Below are 16,950 nucleotides of genomic sequence, written 5' to 3'. Positions count from 1 at the left end.
GTTCGAGGACACGCGTGGAGCCTGATGTGTCAGGCTCCACGCTGATGGTATGAAGCGGTGCCGTCATAGCATTCGGCCTGATGCAGGCATGCGTCGCAGACCGTCGACCTTGAAACCGGACGCCCTTCAGCCCACAGGCATTCATAAAAGAAGCGTTTCCAGCGCAGTTTCCGCGTGTTGGCCTCGGCCAATGACGGGAAATGGCGGGCAAGGAGCGCCGCCAAATGGGGACGATCCGCCAAACCCAGGCTGCGCCAAAGATGGTCGTTCTCAAGACAGGCCCGGGCGATGACATCGGCAAGCGGCAGCGCCGACGCATCGTTCTCCAGGCGATGGCGCATCAACAGATCGCGAAAGTCCCGTTCCTCGCGCAGGAGCCAATCGTCCGTGCTGTTGCCCTCCTCACGCGATACGGCCGCCGTCACCCCGGCACACCCGCATCGGACCCCGCCCAAGCGCTTGACGTGATCGGAAAAGCAGGTGCCCGGCGTCCAACCCACGGCGGCGGCCGGGAAATGCACGTCGATCAGCGCGGCCAGCGCGCCCGCCTCCAGCCCGAGCCCATGGACGTAGGAAGCCTGCCGGCCGCTGCAACGATGGAGCAGAATGCAGGTCAGATCCCGGGTGTCGGGAGCATGCGGGGTCCGCGACCACGCCATCAGCCGATCCTGAGCGCTCATTCTGTCCATCTGCACTGCGTCCCGAGTCCCTCCGGCGGATTGCCCCACAGTAACACGTGGCAGCGGTCCCCAAACATCGGATGGTCCGGACCTCGATCGATGCCGGCGAAGACCGGGTGGAGAGGAGCCCCTGGGCTTGTTCGCACGCTGCATCCGGTGCTCGCTCGGCCAAGCGGTCATGGAATGCCACGGCCTCACCGCCCCATGACGCCGCGCCCGTCATCGATGGCTTGGTTTCCCCGGGCGGCCAGGGCCGCTGCCCCATTATCTTTTAAAATTGACATATGTATTTTCAAAAAAGGATGAATTCTGCTGCCGGGAAGCGGTCATTATTCGTTTTTTGTCATAATGAAACGTTTCTTGGTGAATTTTTTCTTTCCCCGTTGCGCGCGCTGCGGCCGACGGCGCTCGCGTCCGTCCGTTTCACCGCCAAGTTCCTTGTCGCTGCGGTGAAAGCGCGTTTCAAACACGACCGTCGCATTTTTCTTCTGGTGCACGGCCCGGAAATCGCCTACAAGCGGCTTCCCGCTGCAAGGCGGCGACAGGAGTGTAGCTCAATTGGTAGAGCACCGGTCTCCAAAACCGGGGGTTGGGGGTTCGAGCCCCTCCACTCCTGCCATTCGACGCAAGATTCGAATGGCCCCGCGCACGGCAGCGCAAACGTCCTGAAATGTAGAATTTTGGAAACACTCTTCGGCACCAGGGCCGAGGAATCTGTTTTCTTGGTTAATAAATCGTCATCCTCATTCTTCTGAACGGCCTGTTGCCGCGCGGCGTTACTAGCCGCTTCGCCATCCTCCGATACCAACCGACAGAACCGATGCGCCTGCATGCGCGCGTATAGCCATGGCTTGATTATCAAGACATAGTGCGGTTGCATTTTGATAGGCCATTTTTTAGATAAGATCGTACGAAATACATAGGTATTTCGAAAAAAAGTATATCCATTTCGTTCACGCATAGAACTTGGCGAGCGTCCCTTGAGCAAAACGCGCAAGGGACGTCATATGCAGCAAAGAATGCAACCTCTGGGGGGCACCCCCACCGGATCGGCGTTGGACCGGCAGCGGGAACCGAAACGCTCCTGGCCTTCTCTGTCCATGGCTGGATCACCCCGGCTTCACTCCCATACGGGTGAAAATCTCCACGAGCTGGACGATTCCGGCCTTCTGGAGCGCATCGCGACCCGCGATCAGACGGCCTTCTGGGTCTTCTGGTGCCGCCACTACACCGATCTGTTTTGGACGTATCACAGGTTGTGCAAAGGAAACCGGCAGGAAATTCACGACTGCCTGAGCGGGCTCTGCATCAATCTGTCGGAAGCCCTTCCCCTCTACGCGCGGTCCATCATCAAGACGCGCACCTGGCTGCGCCGCACCGCCATCAACCATTTCATCGACCGGCACCGCGCCCACCAGCGCCATCCTGTCCTGGTCGGCTCCCTCGTCGAGATCGCCTCCATCGCCGACGGGACCAGCGGCCGGGACGCCATGGACCCGGAACGCACCAACGCCGACCGCGCCCTGCTCGCCAAGGTTCTGGAGTCGCTCGACGGCATCCGGGACGAGCGGATGCGCCAAGCCGCCCGCATGCGCTTTATCGAGGAACAGCCCTACGCGGACATCGCCGCGGAGCTGTCCATCTCCGAAGAACTGGCGCGCAAATGGATTCAGCAGATCCGCAGCTACCTGCGCAGCGCGGTTCCCGACCATCGCGACCTGCTGGCGAAGCCGCCCCCCGACACGCCGCAGTCGCGGCGCGCGACCAAGCACGGCGTGCTGACCAGAACGCGTCCGCCCAAGCTCCCCTCCACTCCCCCCACCAAGACGATGAAGCCGGCGCTCTGACCCGCACCGCCGCCCGAGCGCGCTCATTCCCACCCCACCGACCTCCAACCCAAGACGTCAACGACCGGAGCCATCCATGCCGCCCGACCAGACCATGCCCACCCCCGCCGTCCAGCCCGCCAACCGGAAGAGCGCCAAGCCGATCAATCTCGCGCTCCAGGGGGGCGGTGCCCACGGCTCCTTCACCTGGGGCGTGCTCGATCGCATCCTGGAGGACGGGCGCCTGACCATCGACGGCATCGTCGGAACCAGCGCCGGCGCCATGAACTGCGCCGTCACCGCCTACGGCCTGACCATCGGCGGCCCCGAGGGGGCGCGGAGCAAGCTGCGCGAATTCTGGCGCCGCATTTCCGACGAGGCGAAGAAGGGGCCGCTCCAGCCGACCCCGTTGGACAAGATGTTCAGCAAGGGGAACATGGATTTCTCCCCGCTCTGGCAGATGTTCGACGCGCTGTCGCGCATGATGTCGCCGTACGAGCTGAACCCGATGAACATGAACCCGCTGCGCGACGTGCTGTCGGACGTGGTGGACTTCAAGCGGCTGCGCAAGGCGCCGGCCTGCAAGACCTTCATCGCGGCGACCGACGTCTGCGCCGGCCGGCTGAAGGTGTTCGGTCCCAAGGACATCTCGGTGGACGCGGTGCTCGCCTCGGCCTGCCTGCCCTTCCTGTTCCAGGCGGTGCAGGTCGGCAACGCCTTCTACTGGGATGGCGGCTATTCCGGAAACCCGCCGCTGTTCCCGCTGATCGACCAGTGCGACAGCCGCGACATCCTGATCGTCCAGATCAACCCAGTCCGCGTGCCGGTGCCGCCGCGCACCGCCCGCGAGATCATGGACCGCGTCAACACGCTCAGCTTCAACTCCAGCATGATGCGTGAGCTGCGCGTTGTCGACTTCGTCTCCAAGCTGATCGACTCCGGCGAACTCAGCCCGGAGAAGCACAAGAAGATGCACATCCACACCGTCGACGCCGAAGAGGTCGTGGAGAAGCTGGGCGTCACCAGCAAGCTGAACGCCGACTGGGACTTCCTGACCTACATGTTCGAAACGGGCCGCCACAAGGCCGAAGAATTCCTGGATCAGCATTTCGACAAGATCGGCAGGGAATCCTCGACCGACATCAGCGCGAAGTTCCTTGCATGACGGGAACGCGGACGGGCCGGCGGGGCAGCACCACCGCCTGGGCGGACATCGATCTGCACGCCCTCGGCCGGAACCTGGATCAGCTGCGCCGTGGCCTTCCCCCTGGTCAGGCCGTCTTCGGCGTGGTCAAGGCGGACGCCTACGGCCACGGCGCCGGACCGGTCGGGCGGGCGCTCCAGCGGTTCGGGATCGACGGGCTGGTGGTCGCCGACATGGGCGAGGGTATCACCCTGCGGCGAGCCGGAATCACGGCTCCCATCCTGGTGATCGACCCGCCGTTGCCCAGCCAGCTGCGGCTGCCCGCCCTGCACCGGCTGGGCGCAACCGTCACCAGCGCGGCGGAGGCGCGGGCCCTCGCCACCGCCGCCAACCGCGCCGGCCGGACGGTCGATGTGCATGTCCGGGTGAACACCGGCTTTGCCGGCTTCGGGGCGCCGCGGGCGGACCTGACCGACGTGCTGGCCGCGGTTGCCGGCGCGCCGGCGCTGCGGCTGGAAGGGCTCTACACCCACCTGTCCGGCGCCTACGGCCCTTACGAGGACGGCGGCTTGGCGGAGCTGGAACGGTTCGGCGAGGCGGTCGACACGGCGCGGGCCGCCGGGCTGCTGCCGCCGCTGGTCCACGCGCTCAGCAGCGTGGCGCTCGGCCGGCCCCTGCTGACCGGGGCCGCGGCGCGCATCGGCTGCACGGCGGTGCGCTGCGGCGCCGCCCTGTTCGGCATCCGCATGGCCGACGGGGACACGCCCCTCCCCCTGGCCCCGGTGATGAGCGTGAAGGCCCGCGTCACCCGCGTGACGGCGCTGGAGCCGGGCGACGTCGCCGATTACGCCGCCGCCAGCGCGGCGCCCCGGCGCACGCCGGTGGCGGTCCTGCCCTTCGGCTTCTCCGACGGTCACCACCTGCACCGGCTGGCCGGCGGGGTCCTGCTGATCCGGGGGCGCCCGGCGCCGGTCCTGGGACGCCCCTTCATGAGCAGTTTGCTGGCCGACGTGACCGACATCACCGGCGTCCAGCCGGGCGACGAGGCCGTCCTGATCGGACGGCAGGGCGAGCACCGGATCACGGCGGAGGACATCGCGGCACGGTCCGGGCTGCGCCCCAGCGCGGTCCCGCTTCTCGGGCCGCGGGTCGTCCGCCGCTACCGGTCGAGCGCAAGGGAGGACCAGATGGAATGAGCCCAGCCGCCCCACCGTCCCACCGTCGAGCCCTTGCGGACACAGCCGGAGCCGCGGCGATCACCCGCCGCGGCTGGATGGCCGGGGCTGCCGCCACCGGCCTCGGCGCCCTCTGCCCGCCGGCCGCGGTGCTGGCCGCCCCCCGACCGCTCCCATCGGTCCGGGACGTGCCGCGGCGCTGGCGCATCGGCTACGCCGAATCCATGCCCTACGGCAACTACGCCGCGACGCTCGCCGCCATCCTCGGCGAGTTTGAGCGGATGGGCTGGATCGGCGCGCTGACCGGCATGCCCTACCACCCGGGGCAGACCGACACCGCCGGCCTGTGGTCCTGGCTGGCCGCCCGCGCCGGCAGCCCGGTCCTGGACTTTGTCCCCGACGCCCACGCCACCAACCTGACCCCCGAGGGGGCCGCGGCGTTGGTGAGGCGTCTGCAGGATCCGGGCGACATCGACCTGATGATCGTCATGGGGACGGTCGCCGGCGTCGCCCTGGCGACCGACGCCCACCGGGTGCCGGTCCTCGCCTTCTCCTGCACCAACCCGGTTGCCGCCGGGATCGTCGCGTCGGAAACCGACACCGGGCGCGATCATGTGTGGGCGCATCTCGACCCGCGGCGGTTCCAGCGCCAGCTGTCCATCTTCCACAAAACCTTCCAGTTCCGGCGGCTGGGCATCGCCTACGACAACAGCCCGACGGGCCGGGCCATCGCCTCGCTGCCCGACATCGAGGCGACGGCCGAGCGGATCGGGTTCGAACTGGTGGAGCGGCACGTCCGCGCGCCGATCGACCACCTCGACCAATACCGCTACGAGGTCGATCTGACCGCGGCCTGGGAAGCGCTGTCGCGCGAGGCGGATGCCGTCTACATCACCTACGGGCGCTGGCCGCTGGACCGCTTCACCTCGCTGGCTCGGCCCTTCCTGAAACAGCGCATCCCGACCTTCTCGCAGCTCGGCCCCGAGGAGGTGGAGCGCGGCGCGCTGATGAGCATCGCCCGTGCCGACATGGCGGGCATCGGCCATTTCGGCGCTGCCACCCTCGCCCACGTCATGGCCGGAGAGCCGCTGCGCCACTTGCCGCAGGTCTATTTCGACACGCCGTCCATCGCCTGGAACGCGGCGACCGCGGCGGCCATCGGCTACCGAATCCCCTTCCCGGCGCTGCTGGCGGCGGATTCACTGCACGGAGTGCTCTAGCCATGGCCTCATCCGGCGCCCCGTCCGGCCGCTCCAGCCCCCTCCGCGCCTTTCTGGTGTCCGTGCTTCTGGTCGGGGTGACGCTGGCCTTCAGCCTGAGCATCAATCTCGGCTCCTTCCGCCAGAACCATGCGGGCACTCTGATGGCCGCCTTCGCGGTGGTCGGCGGCAAGACCGTGGAGAACGTCCAGGACGCGCTGGGCTACGGCAAGCCGTTGGACGACTTCTACGGGCTGGAGGCGATCCTCAACCAGCTCGCCGCCAATCTGCCCTGGGCGCGGGGGATCGGGGTGGCGGTGGCGGACGGACGCATCGTCGCCACCGCCAGAGGACGGCCCGTGGAACCGATGCCGGAGGCCACCCTGCGCCGCGCCCGCGCCGAGCTGGAGCGGCACCCCCACTGGTTCCGGCACGATGCCGACAACGGCACCTACGCCCTCTATCTGCCGATCCGCCCCCCCGGCGAGGCGGAGCCGGCCGGCCGGCCGGTCGACGCTCCCGCCGGCTTTCTCATCATCCAGTCCGACAGCGCCAGGGTGGACGACCGCGTCGAGGAGTTCCGCGACCGCACCCTGCCGCAGCTCCTGTGGACGGGGCTGGGGACGGTCGGCTTCCTCGGCCTGACCGGTCTGGTGATGGCCTTCGGCCTGCGCCGCGCGTCGGAAGGCCGCCGGGTCCGGCTGGAGCGCCTGCGCCGGCTGCTGGCGCTCGGCGCGATGCTCGCCGCCCAGACCGCGGCGGCGGCGGAATGCTACACGCTGATCTCCACCGCCCATCTGGAGGCCGCCGAACAGGCGACCCAGATCGTCGCCCGGATGATCCGCAACGACGTCGAATCGGTGGTCCGCCGCGGGCTGGACTATGGGTCGCTGGCCGGGGTGGATGATTATTTCGAGCGCATCCGCGCCAGCATGCCCACCCTGCGCTCCATCGAGCTGGCCCCGCCCGGCGCGACCCCGCCGACCCAGGAGGCACGCCATGCGTTTGGCGGCATTCCCTTCCTGTCGGATATGCCGGACGTGACGCTGCGCTGGCCGCTCGCCCAGGACCGCGGCGGCGAGGCGCGCGAGCTGGTGGCCGTGGTGGACGGAGACCGGGTTGATGCGCAGCTGACCGAATTCGGGCTGGACATGGCGACCATCCTCGTCACCTCGCTGCTGTTCATGTTCGAGATGGACCGCGTGCTGGGCGGGCGCACGCGGATGGCCCGCCGCTTGGGCGACGGGCGGGCCGAACCCGTCGGGCCCGCGCCGGACGCGAGCGGCGATTTCGCCGGCTCCATCCGCTTCTCGGCCTTTCTGATGTATTTCGGCGCCTTTCTGCCGGTGTCCTTCGTCCCGCTGCTGATGACCAGCTTCGGCGGGAACCCCTTCCCCCTGCTGTCGCCGTCCCAGGTCGCCGCGGCGCCCCTGACGGCGGAAATGCTGTTCGGGGTCGCGGCGGCGCTGGCCGCCGGACGGCTGACCGGACGGTTCGGCTGGCGCGTGGTCTCGCTGGCCGGCTTCGCGGCGGCGGCGGCGGGAATGGCGCTGGCCGCCGTGGCGGCGGTGGCCGCCGACCCGCTGCTGTTCGTCCTGGCCCGCGGGCTGAGCGGGGCGGGCGGCATGGCCGGGCTGATTGCCGCGAACGCCCTGATCGGGCGGCTGCGCGGGGTTTCCGACACCTCGGCCCTGCAATCCGGCCTGTTCGCCGGCATGTACGCCGGGGTGAATTGCGGGGCCGTGTCGGGCGCCCTGCTCTCCACCACCTACGGAGCGGTGACGGTGTTCGCCGCGGGCGCCCTGATCCCGTTGGCGGGGCTGCTCTACACCGCGTTCGGCGTTCCCCGCCTGCCCGGAACCGTCCCGCCGGACGCGCACTGCGACGCTGCGGCCGTTCCCTCGCCCGGCAGCGCGACGGTCCGCCCACGGCACCGGCGCATCAAGGTGCCGCTGTTCCTGGCGCTGATCTCCCTGCCCACCGCGGTGGCGGCGATGTTCCTGCCCTTCTATCTGCCGCTGTTCATCGCGGACCTCGGCCTGTCGTCGGCGACGGTGGGCCGCGCCTACCTGCTGCACGGCCTGTGCGTCGTTCTGGCCGGGCCGCTGCTGACCCGGATGGCGGCGCGGCGCCTGCCGATTCCGGGGGTGACGCTGCTGTCGGCGGCGATGATCGCCGGGGCGCTGGCCCTGTTCGGTCTCCAGGCGTCGCTGTGGACGGCCTTCGCGACGGTGTTCCTGATCGGCCTTGCGGAGAGCTTCGGCCTGTCCGCCCAGATCCGCCACGTCGAACTGTTGTCGGCGCGCGAGGCGCGGCGACGCGATTCCGTGCTCGCCCTGCACGTCAACACCCGCAAGCTGGGGCAGGCCGCCGGACCGATCCTGTTCGGCACGCTGGCCGCCGCCGTCCCGCTGGGCGCCGGCCCGGAGGGGGTGGGCCTGATCGGCGGGCTTTTGGCCGGCAGCCTGCTGCTTTTCGCCTTGTTGACGTGGCGGCGGGCCATCCCGTCCCACACGCGGCCCTCGCGGATGGAGGGCGGACGATGACCGGCCTGCGCTTCGTTCCTCTCACCCCGGACGCGCTGGGCGCCGTCCTGGCGCTGCAACGGGAGGCCTGCGGCCCGCTGATGCACCCGCTCGGCGAGGCCGAGCTGTCGGACATGCTGGCCGGGCCGGCGGGAGGGCATGGCGTGGTGCTCGGCGCGCTGACCGACCATGGCCTCACCGCCTTCCTCGCCGTGCAGTTTCCCGGTCGGACCGACCACAATCTGGGCCGCGACTACGGCCTTCCGGACGGAGACCTCGACCGGGCGCTGCACTTCACCGGCATTCTCGTGCATCCGCACCGGCGCGGGCAGGGCCTGCACCGGCGCCTGATCGAAACCGCCGCCCAGGGGGTGCTGCCGCCGGACCGGCACCGCTACTGGTTCGCCACCGTGCGGCCCGAGAACACGGCCAGCGTGCGCGGGATGCTGTCGGTCGGCATGAGCGTGTTCGCGCGCAAGCCCAAGCACGACGGGCACGACCGCCTCCTCTTCGTCCGCGACCTGTCCGCCCCGGCCGGCGGCTGAGGCGCCCCTTGTCACCGCTCCTTTGGCCCTCCGGAGACCGCCCGATGTCCCAAACGCCGTACCGGATACGCCTGCGCGTGGGAATCGCGCTGGCCTTCCTGCTGACGACGGTGCCGCTGATCGCGGTGATGCTCAGCTACCTCTATCATGAGAACTCCCGCACCGCGCTGGAGGTGGCGTCCCAGTCCATCGCGCGCACCACCCAGACCGTCACCAACGACCTGAACGGTCTGGTCAGCCCGGTGGCCCGCGTCGCCGAGGCGATGGCCGGCTTCGGGCGGATCGACCGCAACGGGCTGCGCCGCATCGAATCGCTGCGCTACTTCTCCGACGCCCTGGCCACCCTGCCGCAGCTCGCCTCGCTCTATGTCGGCTTCGCCGGGGACGGCGCCTTCTTCCAGATGGTGCGGCTGGCCCCCGACGGCGGGCGTTTCGGCCCCGCCGCGCCGCCGCCGGGCAGCGCGCTCGCCCTGCGCATGCAGGATTCCAGTTCGGGCCGGTTCGCCGACTCCTATTTCTACCTGCGCTCCTGGGGGCAGGTCACCGGCGTGGAGCGGTCGGAGGCGACGGAGGACCCGCGCACCGCCCCCTGGTACGTGGCGGCGCAGAAGGCCGGGATGGCGGTGATGTCCGACGCCTTCGTCCTGCCGGCGACCCGCCGGCCGGTGGTCACCGTCTCCTACCGGATGGCCACTGACGACGGGGTGCCCATCGGCACCATCGGGGCCGACGTCTCGCTGGACCGGCTGGCGGCCCGGCTGGACGCCCTGCGCATCGGCCCCTCCGGGGCGGTGTTCGTGATCGACGGCACCGGGCGGGTGATCTGCCACAACCGGGCCGACCTGCTGGTCGGCGGCGACGGTGCTGCGGCGGCGCTCCACACCACCGCGTCCTTCCCCGATCCGGTGCTGGCCGAGGCGGTGGAGCGCCGCAACAGCGGGGCCGGCGACCGCTTCATCGCCCCGCTGGGGCCGCAAAGCCGCGACTACATCGTCGAGTTCGCGCCCCTGACCGATGGAATCGGCCGAGGCTGGACGGTCGGCGTGGCGGTGGAGGTGGACGAGTTCGTCGGCTCGCTTCGCCGCGCCACCTACCGCATCGTGGTGATCGGCGCCGGCCTGCTGGCGGTGTCGGTTCTGCTGCTGCTGTGGCTGTCGCACCGGCTGACCCGCCCGATGCAGGACATCGTGTCGGAGACCAAGCGCATCCGCCATTTCGACCTGACCGGCCGCTTCGCCGTCCGCACCCGCGTGCAGGAGGTGGCGGAGCTGGCCGGCGCCGTGGAGGCCATGAAGGGCGGGCTGCGCCGCTTCGGCGCCTATGTGCCCAAGGCGCTGGTGCGCGACATCATCGTGACCGGCGACGGAGGCGAGCTGGGCGGCGAGACGCGCCCCCTCAGCATCCTGTTCAGCGACATCGCCGGCTTCACCGCGACCAGCGAGTCCATGCCGCCGCAACAGGTGCTGGACCGGCTGACCACCTATTTCGAGCGGATGACCGCCTGCATCCACGGCCATGGCGGCACGGTGGACAAGTTCATCGGCGACGCCATCATGGCCTTCTGGAACGCGCCGCGCCCCGACCCGAACCATGCGGAGCATGCCTGCCTCGCCGCTCTCGGCTGCTTGTCGGTCAACCGCGCCATCAACGACGCCTGCCTCGCCGCCGGCATGCCGCCGATGCCGACCCGCTTCGGCCTGCATCTGGGGGAGGTGGTGGTGGGCAACGTCGGCTCCTCCGACCGCATGCAGTACACGGCGCTGGGCTCCCACGTGAACCTCGCCTCGCGCATCGAGGGGCTGAACAAGGTCTACGGCACCAGCATCCTGGTCACCGGAGCGGTGGAGCACGCGGTGCGCGGGCGCTTCCTGTTCCGACCCGTCGATCTCGCCGTGCCTTCGGGCCTGTCGGCGCCGATCGAGCTGTTCGAACTTGTCGGCGCGCTCGACCCGCATTCGGCCTTCGCCCGCCCGCCGGAAACCCACGACCTGTGCCGCCAGTGGCACGTCGCCGTCTCGCTCTACCGCGGCCGGCGCTGGTCGGCCGCGCTCGACCTGCTGCGGCCGCTGGCCGACGAGCCGGAGGTGGCGGCGTTGGCCCGGCTCTACATCGCGCGCTGCGAGCGGCTGATCGCCGACCCGCCCGGCGACGGCTGGGACCCCGCCGAGCATTTCAAGACCAAGTAGCCAGAAGAGGACGCGATGAAAAGCAGATGGACGGCGCGGCTGTTGGCCGCCTGCACGGTATTGGCGCTGGCGCTCGCCGCCGCCGGGGTGTCCGCCGAGACGGTCATCAAGCTGGCCCACCCCAACCGCAACGACGCCTTCGACAACACCGCCGGGGCCATGGCGATCGTCTTCAAGAATCATGTCGAGGTGGCGACCGAGAAGCGCGTGCGGGTGGAGATCTTTCCCGAAGGCCAGATGGGCCGCGACGGCGACGCGGTGAAGCTGGTCCGCCAGGGGACCATCCAGTCGGCCATCTCCTCGGTCGGTGGGGTGGCGCCGCTCTACCCGATGCTGGCGGTCATCGACCTGCCCTTTGCCTATTCCTCGGTCGCCAACGCCTACGACGTCTTCGACGGCCCCTTCGGCCACCGGCTGGCCGAGGAGGTCCGGCGCAAGGCCGGCCTCGCCGTGCTGGGCTTCGGCGATCCCGGCGGGCTGTTCACCATCACCAACTCCAAGCGCCCGATCCGCCAGCCCGAGGACATGAAGGGGCTGAAGATCCGCACCATGGATCTGGAGACGCACCGCACCATGATCGGCAGCCTCGGCGGCACGCCGGTCAACGTCGCCTGGTCGGACCTCTACAACGCGCTGGGCACCGGCGCGGTGGACGGCCAGATGAACCCGGTGCCGATCGTCCGCTTCGCACGCTTCGACGAGGTGCAGCGTCACCTGACGCTGAGCAACCACCTGTTCCTCCCCTATGTCTGGGTGATAAACGCCAAGTTCCTGGACGACCTCGCCCCCAGCGACCGCGCGGCCGTGACGAACGCCGCCCGGCTGGGCGTCGTCGCCAGCCGCGGCCTCAGCCGTCTGATCGAATCCTCCGACCGCGGCCTGCCGCCGCTGGCGCAGCGCATGGAGGTCCACACGCTGACCCCGCGCGAAGCGGAGGCGTTCCGCAAGGTGACCCAGCCCGCGGTGCGGCAGGCCATCGAGCGGCGGTTCGGCGCCGAAGGGGTGGAGATGCTGGCCGCCTTCGAACGGGCGATCCGCGAGGAGTGGACGCCGTAAGCGGCGCAGCCGGGCGGTCAGCTCATCCCATCCGCCGGACCGCTCCCCCGGCCAGCGCGCGCAGCCGGCCGGCACGGCCGTGGCCCGTCCCCCCGCCCGCCCCGTCTCCGGACGCGCTTCCCGCCACCGCGATCACCGACAGCCGCCGCGCCAGCGCCCATTCCGGCGCGCAGGCCTCCTCGCACAGCGCCCGCATCTCCGCGATGGACGGGCGCCATTTCTGCGTGCGGCGCCAGGTCCGCGCCGCCGCGTCGACCGCCCAGGCCGGGAACTCGCCGAGGTCCTCCGCCCAGTCGAGCGCGACCAGATGCTCCACCTCCGGCGTGGTGCCCTTGGCCGGGTAGTGGCTGAGCAGGGCCAGGATGCGGGCCAGCAGATGGTCCGGCGTCGCCGGGGCGAGGATGGAGCCGGTCAACTCGTCGAGCGCGCGCCGCGCCATCAGCGCGTGCTGGGCGGTCACCCCGTCGGGCGGGCTCCAGTCCTCCGTCACCCCGTCGAAACCGCGATCGCCGAATCGCGGCCGACGCTCCACCCGCCCGGAGGCGAGGACGGTCCTGAGCGGCACCGGCAACGCCGAGGCCAGCGCCAGACCGCGCTCATGGGCGGGGGCGGCGGGATCGAAGGGAAGCGGCGGACGGGACGGCAGGTGTGTCACGACCGATGGGTTGGAAGCTCCGGGTGGAGCGGATCGTGGCTGTGCGGTCATGGCCTGTCCTTCAACTCCAGACATTCGGGTGGGCTTGCGGGGTGATGCCGACGCCGTGGCTTGCGTTGAGCTTCGCCGCGGCGGCCATCCAGGCGCCGAGCTTCTGTTCGGGAACCGGCGCGGCGGGCGCCGGCCTTGTGGTGGCGGCGCGGTCGGTCGAGCGGAGCAGCGGCGCCTTGCCGGCGGCGGCGTCCTGCGTCAGCCAGGCTTTCCAGGCGGCTCCGGTGTCACGGTAGCGGTAGCCGTGGGCTTGGCAGCGCAGGCGGAATCCTTCGGCGTGGCGGTCGAGATCGACCCCGGCAAAGCGGCTTTCGGCCCAGGCGCGGTCTTCGGCATCCGGCATCCAACCGTCCGGCACCGTCTGGGCTGGCCCGCGCGAAGCGTGCGAGTCCGGAGTCTGTTCGGATTCCGGCTGTTTCTGTAGCACCGGCGCACATGGGGAGTCGGTGGGAGCGACATCCTTGGCCGGCGGCTGCACAGGGGGCGTTCCGGTCCGGGCCTCCGCGACAGGCGCGGTTTTCGGTTCGTCGTCGGGAACCATCCGCAGCCGGTACAGGCAGGACAGACGCCCGCCCGAGGCGGAGCGGCGGGACTCCCTCGCGATCACCCCGGATTCGGCAAGATGGCCGAGGATGCGGTTCACCGTGCTGCGGCTGCGCTTCAGCGCGGTGGCGAGCGTCGCCTGGGACGGCCAGCACTCGCCGCGGGCGTTGGCGTAGGTCGCCAACGCCGCCAGGACGGCCAGACCATCGGCGTCGATGGCGGGGTGGCCGAGCCACCAGGCCGGAATCCGGCCCCACCGCCCGGTGTCGGCGGGCGGGCCGGATTCTCGTGGGGCGTCACCCGGTGGGATGCCCATGGGTGTGTCGTCGCGGGGTGTCATGATGCGGTCTCCGCAAGGCTGTCGGGGCCGGCTCCGCACGGACTGCGGGCCGGTGGCTTTGCGGATCAGGATTCCCAGTGGCGCGCGGCTCTTCAAACCGCGGGCTGTCGCTCCATAGCCGGGCATGGAGCGGTAGCCCGCGCCATTGAAGCCCTGGCCCGCGCTCCTGGAGCCATTGCCCGCCGCCATGGAGCGACAGCCCGCGCTTCATCGCCGAATCGGAATCCTGGAGCGGGAACCCGCGGTCCTGGAGCGGTAGCCCGCGCCTCCGGATTCGGACGTATGGAGCGATGGCCCGCGGCTGGCACGCTGGATCATGGAGCAACAGCCCGCGTTTGGACGGCGCTCCGCCCGCGCACTATGGAGCGATAGCCCGCGAGTATGGAGCGATAGCCCGCGCCCTGCCGTCTCCCCGTGCCTCGGGCCGTCATCCGGTGGCGAGCACGGGATGGAGCTTTTGCTCGCGCTTCGCCGGTCCGGCCCATGGAGTTCCGACTCGCGGGGAGACTCGCGGTCATGGAGCGATAGCCCGCGCCTTGGTCCGCGCCTTGACCCTCGCCGGTGTGGAGCGATTCGCCGCGGGCGGCGGAGTCGCCGACAGAGTCGAAGGATCTCAACGCTGTGCCGGAAAAGCGCGGGCTGTTGCTCCATACCCGCGGGCTATCGCTCCATGGGTGCGGGCAAAGGCTCCATACCGAAGGAGGTCGCCCATCACGAAGCGGTTGTCAGCGCGCGCCCGCCGCCGCATGGTCATAGCCGGGCAAGGAGGGATTGGATGAGCAAGATCGCGACACCCGGCGCGCTGCAACTGGTTCTGTTCGAGCTGGAGGACCGCTCCCAGTCGCACCTGATCGCGCTGTACGATCTGGCGCCGCGCTACGTCTTCGCCTCGCGCGACGGCGGACGGTCCGCGGAGACCGCGCCGGCGAAGGGCAATTTCGTCGCGTCGATCAAGCGCGAGTTCACCTATCACGGCAGCACCTTCCACCTGACCATCCAGCCCGCCCGTCTGACCAAGATGGTCAACCGCGACATGGTCAACCGCGACGACGGGACCGCCCAGGCCGACGGCCAGACCGAGATCGAGTACGAGGTCTTCCCCGCCGAGCGCGAGCAGGTGGTGGAGCATGTGGTGCGCCGCCTCGCCATGGACCGCTCGCGCCTGTCGCTGGGCGGCGAGAACCGCGATAAGGTCCAGATGCGCTTCACCCTCTACGAGATTCAGCGCGAGCTGAAGGCGGTCGGCCACACGCTGTCGATCCGCGACATCCGCGAATCGCTGACCATCCTGGCGCGCTCGCGCATCATCATCGGCAAGCCGGCGGAGGGGGTGAAGAAGGGCCGCGGGGCCAACCTGCTGGAATCCACGGCCTTCCCGGTGCTGGCCATCCGCTCCCGCCCCGACCTGATCGGCGACGAGGGGGGCGACGAGGAAACCCACCTGCAGTTCAACCCGCTGGTCTCCTCGGCCATCCGGAACCTGGAGTTCAAGCCGGTCAGCTACCAATGGCTGATGCGGCTGAAGAGCCCGGTGTCCCGCTGGCTCTACAACCGTCTCAGCGCCGAGTACGACTATTCGGGGGCGGAGGCGCCGGGCGATCTGGGTGCCAGGGCGATGACCCTGTCGGCGGACGAGATCATCAAGAACAGCGGCATGAACGTGTGGAGCCGCCGCCGCGACACGCTGCGCGCGGTGACTTCCGCGGTGGACGCCCTGGTCGAGGAGGGAATCCTGACCAGCGCGGAGAAGCTCTACGACAAGGTGGGCGCCCGCATCGAGGGGATCACCTACGTGATGCTGCCCAGCGCCAAGTTCCTGGCCCAGGTGCGCAAGGCGCAGGCGGTGGAAAACGCCAATGTGGCGGCTATGCGGGCGATCACCGGCGACGACCGCCGGCCCACCGATTTCGTGCCGGTCACGCCCGCCGCGACGGTGGAGACCCGCGCCCGCCGCGCCAAGCGGCTGACCGAGGAGCCGCCGCGTCTGCCGATGGCCGAGGCCGGCTGACGAGGCCGGGTTCAATCCCGGTCGGCGGCGGCGTTCAGCGAGTCGCGCAAGCTCAGGAGCGCGTCGCGCAGACCGGCGAGGTCGGGCAGCGGGCAGTTCGCCGCCGCCGCGATGTGCTCCGGCAGCGCCGTCGCCCGCTCCCGCAGCGCGGTGCCCTGCGGCGTCAGGTGGATGCGCACCAGCCGCTCGTCCGCCGGGTCGCGCCCGCGGGTGACCAGCCCCTGCCCTTCCAGCCGCTTCAGCAGCGGGGTCAGCGTGCCGCTGTCGAGCAGCAGCCGCTCCCCCAGCGCCTTCATGGTCTGGCCGTCCTGTTCCCAGAGGAGGAGCATGACCAGATACTGTGGGTAGGTCAGCTCCAGCGCCTCCAGCAGCGGGCGGTACACCCGCGCCATCGCCAGATTCGCCGAATAGAGGGCGAAGCAGGCTTGGTTGGCCAGCAGCAGCGGGTTGTCGTTCTCGGTGCTCATCGTTCGGGGGTTCCCAGCCAGGGACGCGTCGCGGGCCTGTTGCGCGCGACCCCATAGCGCATGGGGGTATGGCACGCAACACGCCCGCGAGCATGAAACCCTGTTATGCGCCCAGTGACGCGCCCTCTTACGCGATGGCCGTGCTCACCGCAATGTTGCCCTTGGTCGCGTGGCTGTAGGGGCAGACCTTGTGGGCGCGGGCCACCAGATCCTCGGCCGCCGCCTTGTCCAGGCCGGGCAGGGACACGGTGAGGTCCACCGCGATGCCGAAGCCCTCGCCGTCGTCGCGCGGGCCGATGCCGACCTGGGCGGTCACCGTCACGTCCGCCGGAACGGCGATCTTGTCGCGGTTGCCGACGAACTTCATGGCGCCGAGGAAGCACGCCGAATAGCCGGCGGCGAACAGCTGCTCGGGGTTGGTGGCGCCACCCTTGCCGCCCAGCTCCTTCGGGGCGGCCAGCGCCACCGACAGCAGGCCGTCGTCGGTCTCCGCCTTGCCGTCACGCCCGCCGGTGGCCGTCGCCTTGGTCGTGTAGAGGATCTTCATTGT

General features: G+C 69.9%; 15 protein-coding genes and 1 tRNA gene. 10 read left to right on the top strand and 6 right to left on the bottom strand.

What is annotated here, in order from left to right:
• Positions 1-29: 29 nt before the first annotated feature.
• Together ABAZ39_RS33315 and ABAZ39_RS36260 are read right to left on the bottom strand one after the other, a co-directional pair.
• Positions 30-689 (bottom strand): nitrogen fixation protein NifQ, encoded by a 660-nt coding sequence (locus ABAZ39_RS33315; RefSeq protein ID WP_160174854.1) that lies wholly within the window; start codon positions 687-689, stop codon positions 30-32.
• 320 nt (positions 690-1,009) lie between these two features.
• A complete protein-coding gene (locus tag ABAZ39_RS36260) occupies positions 1,010-1,177 on the bottom strand; it encodes a hypothetical protein (RefSeq protein ID WP_160174853.1) in 168 nt (55 codons plus the stop codon).
• 46 nt (positions 1,178-1,223) lie between these two features.
• On the opposite strand from ABAZ39_RS36260, the gene ABAZ39_RS22860 reads away from it, so the two are divergent.
• From ABAZ39_RS22860 to ABAZ39_RS22820, 9 genes are all read left to right on the top strand, one after another.
• Positions 1,224-1,299, top strand: a tRNA-Trp gene (locus ABAZ39_RS22860).
• A gap of 481 nt (positions 1,300-1,780) precedes the next feature.
• Positions 1,781-2,527, top strand: coding sequence for an RNA polymerase sigma factor (locus ABAZ39_RS22855; RefSeq protein ID WP_040136066.1), 747 nt, complete (start codon positions 1,781-1,783; stop codon positions 2,525-2,527).
• A 76-nt stretch (positions 2,528-2,603) separates the two neighbouring features.
• On the top strand, positions 2,604-3,671 hold the full coding sequence (locus ABAZ39_RS22850) for a patatin-like phospholipase family protein (protein WP_051658424.1): 1,068 nt from the start codon (positions 2,604-2,606) through the stop codon (positions 3,669-3,671).
• Positions 3,668-4,846: an alanine racemase gene (alr, locus tag ABAZ39_RS22845; RefSeq protein WP_051658423.1), complete on the top strand. Its 1,179-nt coding sequence runs from the start codon at positions 3,668-3,670 to the stop codon at positions 4,844-4,846. Before ABAZ39_RS22850 ends, alr begins: the two co-directional genes overlap by 4 nt.
• Positions 4,843-6,045, top strand: a complete 1,203-nt coding sequence (locus ABAZ39_RS22840; RefSeq protein WP_040136064.1) for an ABC transporter substrate binding protein — start codon at positions 4,843-4,845, stop codon at positions 6,043-6,045. Before alr ends, ABAZ39_RS22840 begins: the two co-directional genes overlap by 4 nt.
• A 2-nt stretch (positions 6,046-6,047) precedes the next feature.
• Positions 6,048-8,570 carry an MFS transporter gene (locus tag ABAZ39_RS22835; RefSeq protein ID WP_040136062.1) on the top strand — a complete coding sequence of 841 codons (2,523 nt, stop codon included), beginning with the start codon at positions 6,048-6,050 and terminating at the stop codon, positions 8,568-8,570.
• Entirely contained in the window at positions 8,567-9,094 is a 528-nt protein-coding gene (locus ABAZ39_RS22830) for an N-acetyltransferase (protein WP_040136060.1), read from the top strand. Before ABAZ39_RS22835 ends, ABAZ39_RS22830 begins: the two co-directional genes overlap by 4 nt.
• Before the next feature lie 44 nt (positions 9,095-9,138).
• On the top strand, positions 9,139-11,280 hold the full coding sequence (locus tag ABAZ39_RS22825) for an adenylate/guanylate cyclase domain-containing protein (RefSeq protein WP_081863270.1): 2,142 nt from the start codon (positions 9,139-9,141) through the stop codon (positions 11,278-11,280).
• A 15-nt stretch (positions 11,281-11,295) separates the two neighbouring features.
• On the top strand, positions 11,296-12,336 hold the full coding sequence (locus tag ABAZ39_RS22820) for a TRAP transporter substrate-binding protein (RefSeq protein WP_040136056.1): 1,041 nt from the start codon (positions 11,296-11,298) through the stop codon (positions 12,334-12,336).
• Between the two features lie 22 nt (positions 12,337-12,358).
• On the opposite strand, the gene ABAZ39_RS22815 is transcribed toward ABAZ39_RS22820, so the two are convergent.
• Positions 12,359-13,042 carry a hypothetical protein gene (locus ABAZ39_RS22815; RefSeq protein ID WP_040136053.1) on the bottom strand — a complete coding sequence of 228 codons (684 nt, stop codon included), beginning with the start codon at positions 13,040-13,042 and terminating at the stop codon, positions 12,359-12,361.
• Between the two features lie 10 nt (positions 13,043-13,052).
• Positions 13,053-13,925: a helix-turn-helix domain-containing protein gene (locus tag ABAZ39_RS22810; protein WP_307832654.1), complete on the bottom strand. Its 873-nt coding sequence runs from the start codon at positions 13,923-13,925 to the stop codon at positions 13,053-13,055.
• A 775-nt stretch (positions 13,926-14,700) separates the two neighbouring features.
• On the opposite strand from ABAZ39_RS22810, the gene ABAZ39_RS22805 reads away from it, so the two are divergent.
• Positions 14,701-15,933 carry a hypothetical protein gene (locus tag ABAZ39_RS22805; protein ID WP_040136051.1) on the top strand — a complete coding sequence of 411 codons (1,233 nt, stop codon included), beginning with the start codon at positions 14,701-14,703 and terminating at the stop codon, positions 15,931-15,933.
• A gap of 11 nt (positions 15,934-15,944) precedes the next feature.
• Here ABAZ39_RS22805 and ABAZ39_RS22800 read toward each other — a convergent pair whose 3' ends face one another.
• Both ABAZ39_RS22800 and ABAZ39_RS22795 read right to left on the bottom strand, forming a co-directional pair.
• Positions 15,945-16,400, bottom strand: a complete 456-nt coding sequence (locus tag ABAZ39_RS22800) for a MarR family winged helix-turn-helix transcriptional regulator (RefSeq protein ID WP_040136049.1) — start codon at positions 16,398-16,400, stop codon at positions 15,945-15,947.
• Positions 16,401-16,527: 127 nt separating this feature from the next.
• Positions 16,528-16,947 carry an organic hydroperoxide resistance protein gene (locus ABAZ39_RS22795; RefSeq protein WP_040137104.1) on the bottom strand — a complete coding sequence of 140 codons (420 nt, stop codon included), beginning with the start codon at positions 16,945-16,947 and terminating at the stop codon, positions 16,528-16,530.
• Positions 16,948-16,950 lie beyond the last annotated feature (3 nt).

The organism is Azospirillum argentinense (genome assembly GCF_000632475.1).
In the GTDB taxonomy this organism is placed as follows: Bacteria; Pseudomonadota; Alphaproteobacteria; order Azospirillales; family Azospirillaceae; genus Azospirillum; species Azospirillum baldaniorum.
This window is presented reverse-complemented; position numbering and strand designations above follow the sequence as displayed.

What these genes read in the sequence shown, in the direction of transcription:
- ABAZ39_RS22840 (WP_040136064.1), top strand. Translation starts at nt 4,843, where the DNA reads ATGAGCCCAGCCGCCCCACCGTCCCACCGTCGAGCCCTTGCGGACACA.
- ABAZ39_RS22835 (WP_040136062.1), top strand. Translation starts at nt 6,048, where the DNA reads ATGGCCTCATCCGGCGCCCCGTCCGGCCGCTCCAGCCCCCTCCGCGCC.
- ABAZ39_RS22855 (WP_040136066.1), top strand. Translation starts at nt 1,781, where the DNA reads ATGGCTGGATCACCCCGGCTTCACTCCCATACGGGTGAAAATCTCCAC.
- ABAZ39_RS33315 (WP_160174854.1), bottom strand. Translation starts at nt 689, where the DNA reads ATGGACAGAATGAGCGCTCAGGATCGGCTGATGGCGTGGTCGCGGACC.
- ABAZ39_RS22830 (WP_040136060.1), top strand. Translation starts at nt 8,567, where the DNA reads ATGACCGGCCTGCGCTTCGTTCCTCTCACCCCGGACGCGCTGGGCGCC.
- ABAZ39_RS22800 (WP_040136049.1), bottom strand. Translation starts at nt 16,400, where the DNA reads ATGAGCACCGAGAACGACAACCCGCTGCTGCTGGCCAACCAAGCCTGC.
- ABAZ39_RS22810 (WP_307832654.1), bottom strand. Translation starts at nt 13,925, where the DNA reads ATGACACCCCGCGACGACACACCCATGGGCATCCCACCGGGTGACGCC.
- ABAZ39_RS22850 (WP_051658424.1), top strand. Translation starts at nt 2,604, where the DNA reads ATGCCGCCCGACCAGACCATGCCCACCCCCGCCGTCCAGCCCGCCAAC.
- ABAZ39_RS22805 (WP_040136051.1), top strand. Translation starts at nt 14,701, where the DNA reads ATGAGCAAGATCGCGACACCCGGCGCGCTGCAACTGGTTCTGTTCGAG.
- ABAZ39_RS22820 (WP_040136056.1), top strand. Translation starts at nt 11,296, where the DNA reads ATGAAAAGCAGATGGACGGCGCGGCTGTTGGCCGCCTGCACGGTATTG.
- ABAZ39_RS22815 (WP_040136053.1), bottom strand. Translation starts at nt 13,042, where the DNA reads ATGACCGCACAGCCACGATCCGCTCCACCCGGAGCTTCCAACCCATCG.
- ABAZ39_RS22825 (WP_081863270.1), top strand. Translation starts at nt 9,139, where the DNA reads ATGTCCCAAACGCCGTACCGGATACGCCTGCGCGTGGGAATCGCGCTG.
- alr (WP_051658423.1), top strand. Translation starts at nt 3,668, where the DNA reads ATGACGGGAACGCGGACGGGCCGGCGGGGCAGCACCACCGCCTGGGCG.
- ABAZ39_RS22795 (WP_040137104.1), bottom strand. Translation starts at nt 16,947, where the DNA reads ATGAAGATCCTCTACACGACCAAGGCGACGGCCACCGGCGGGCGTGAC.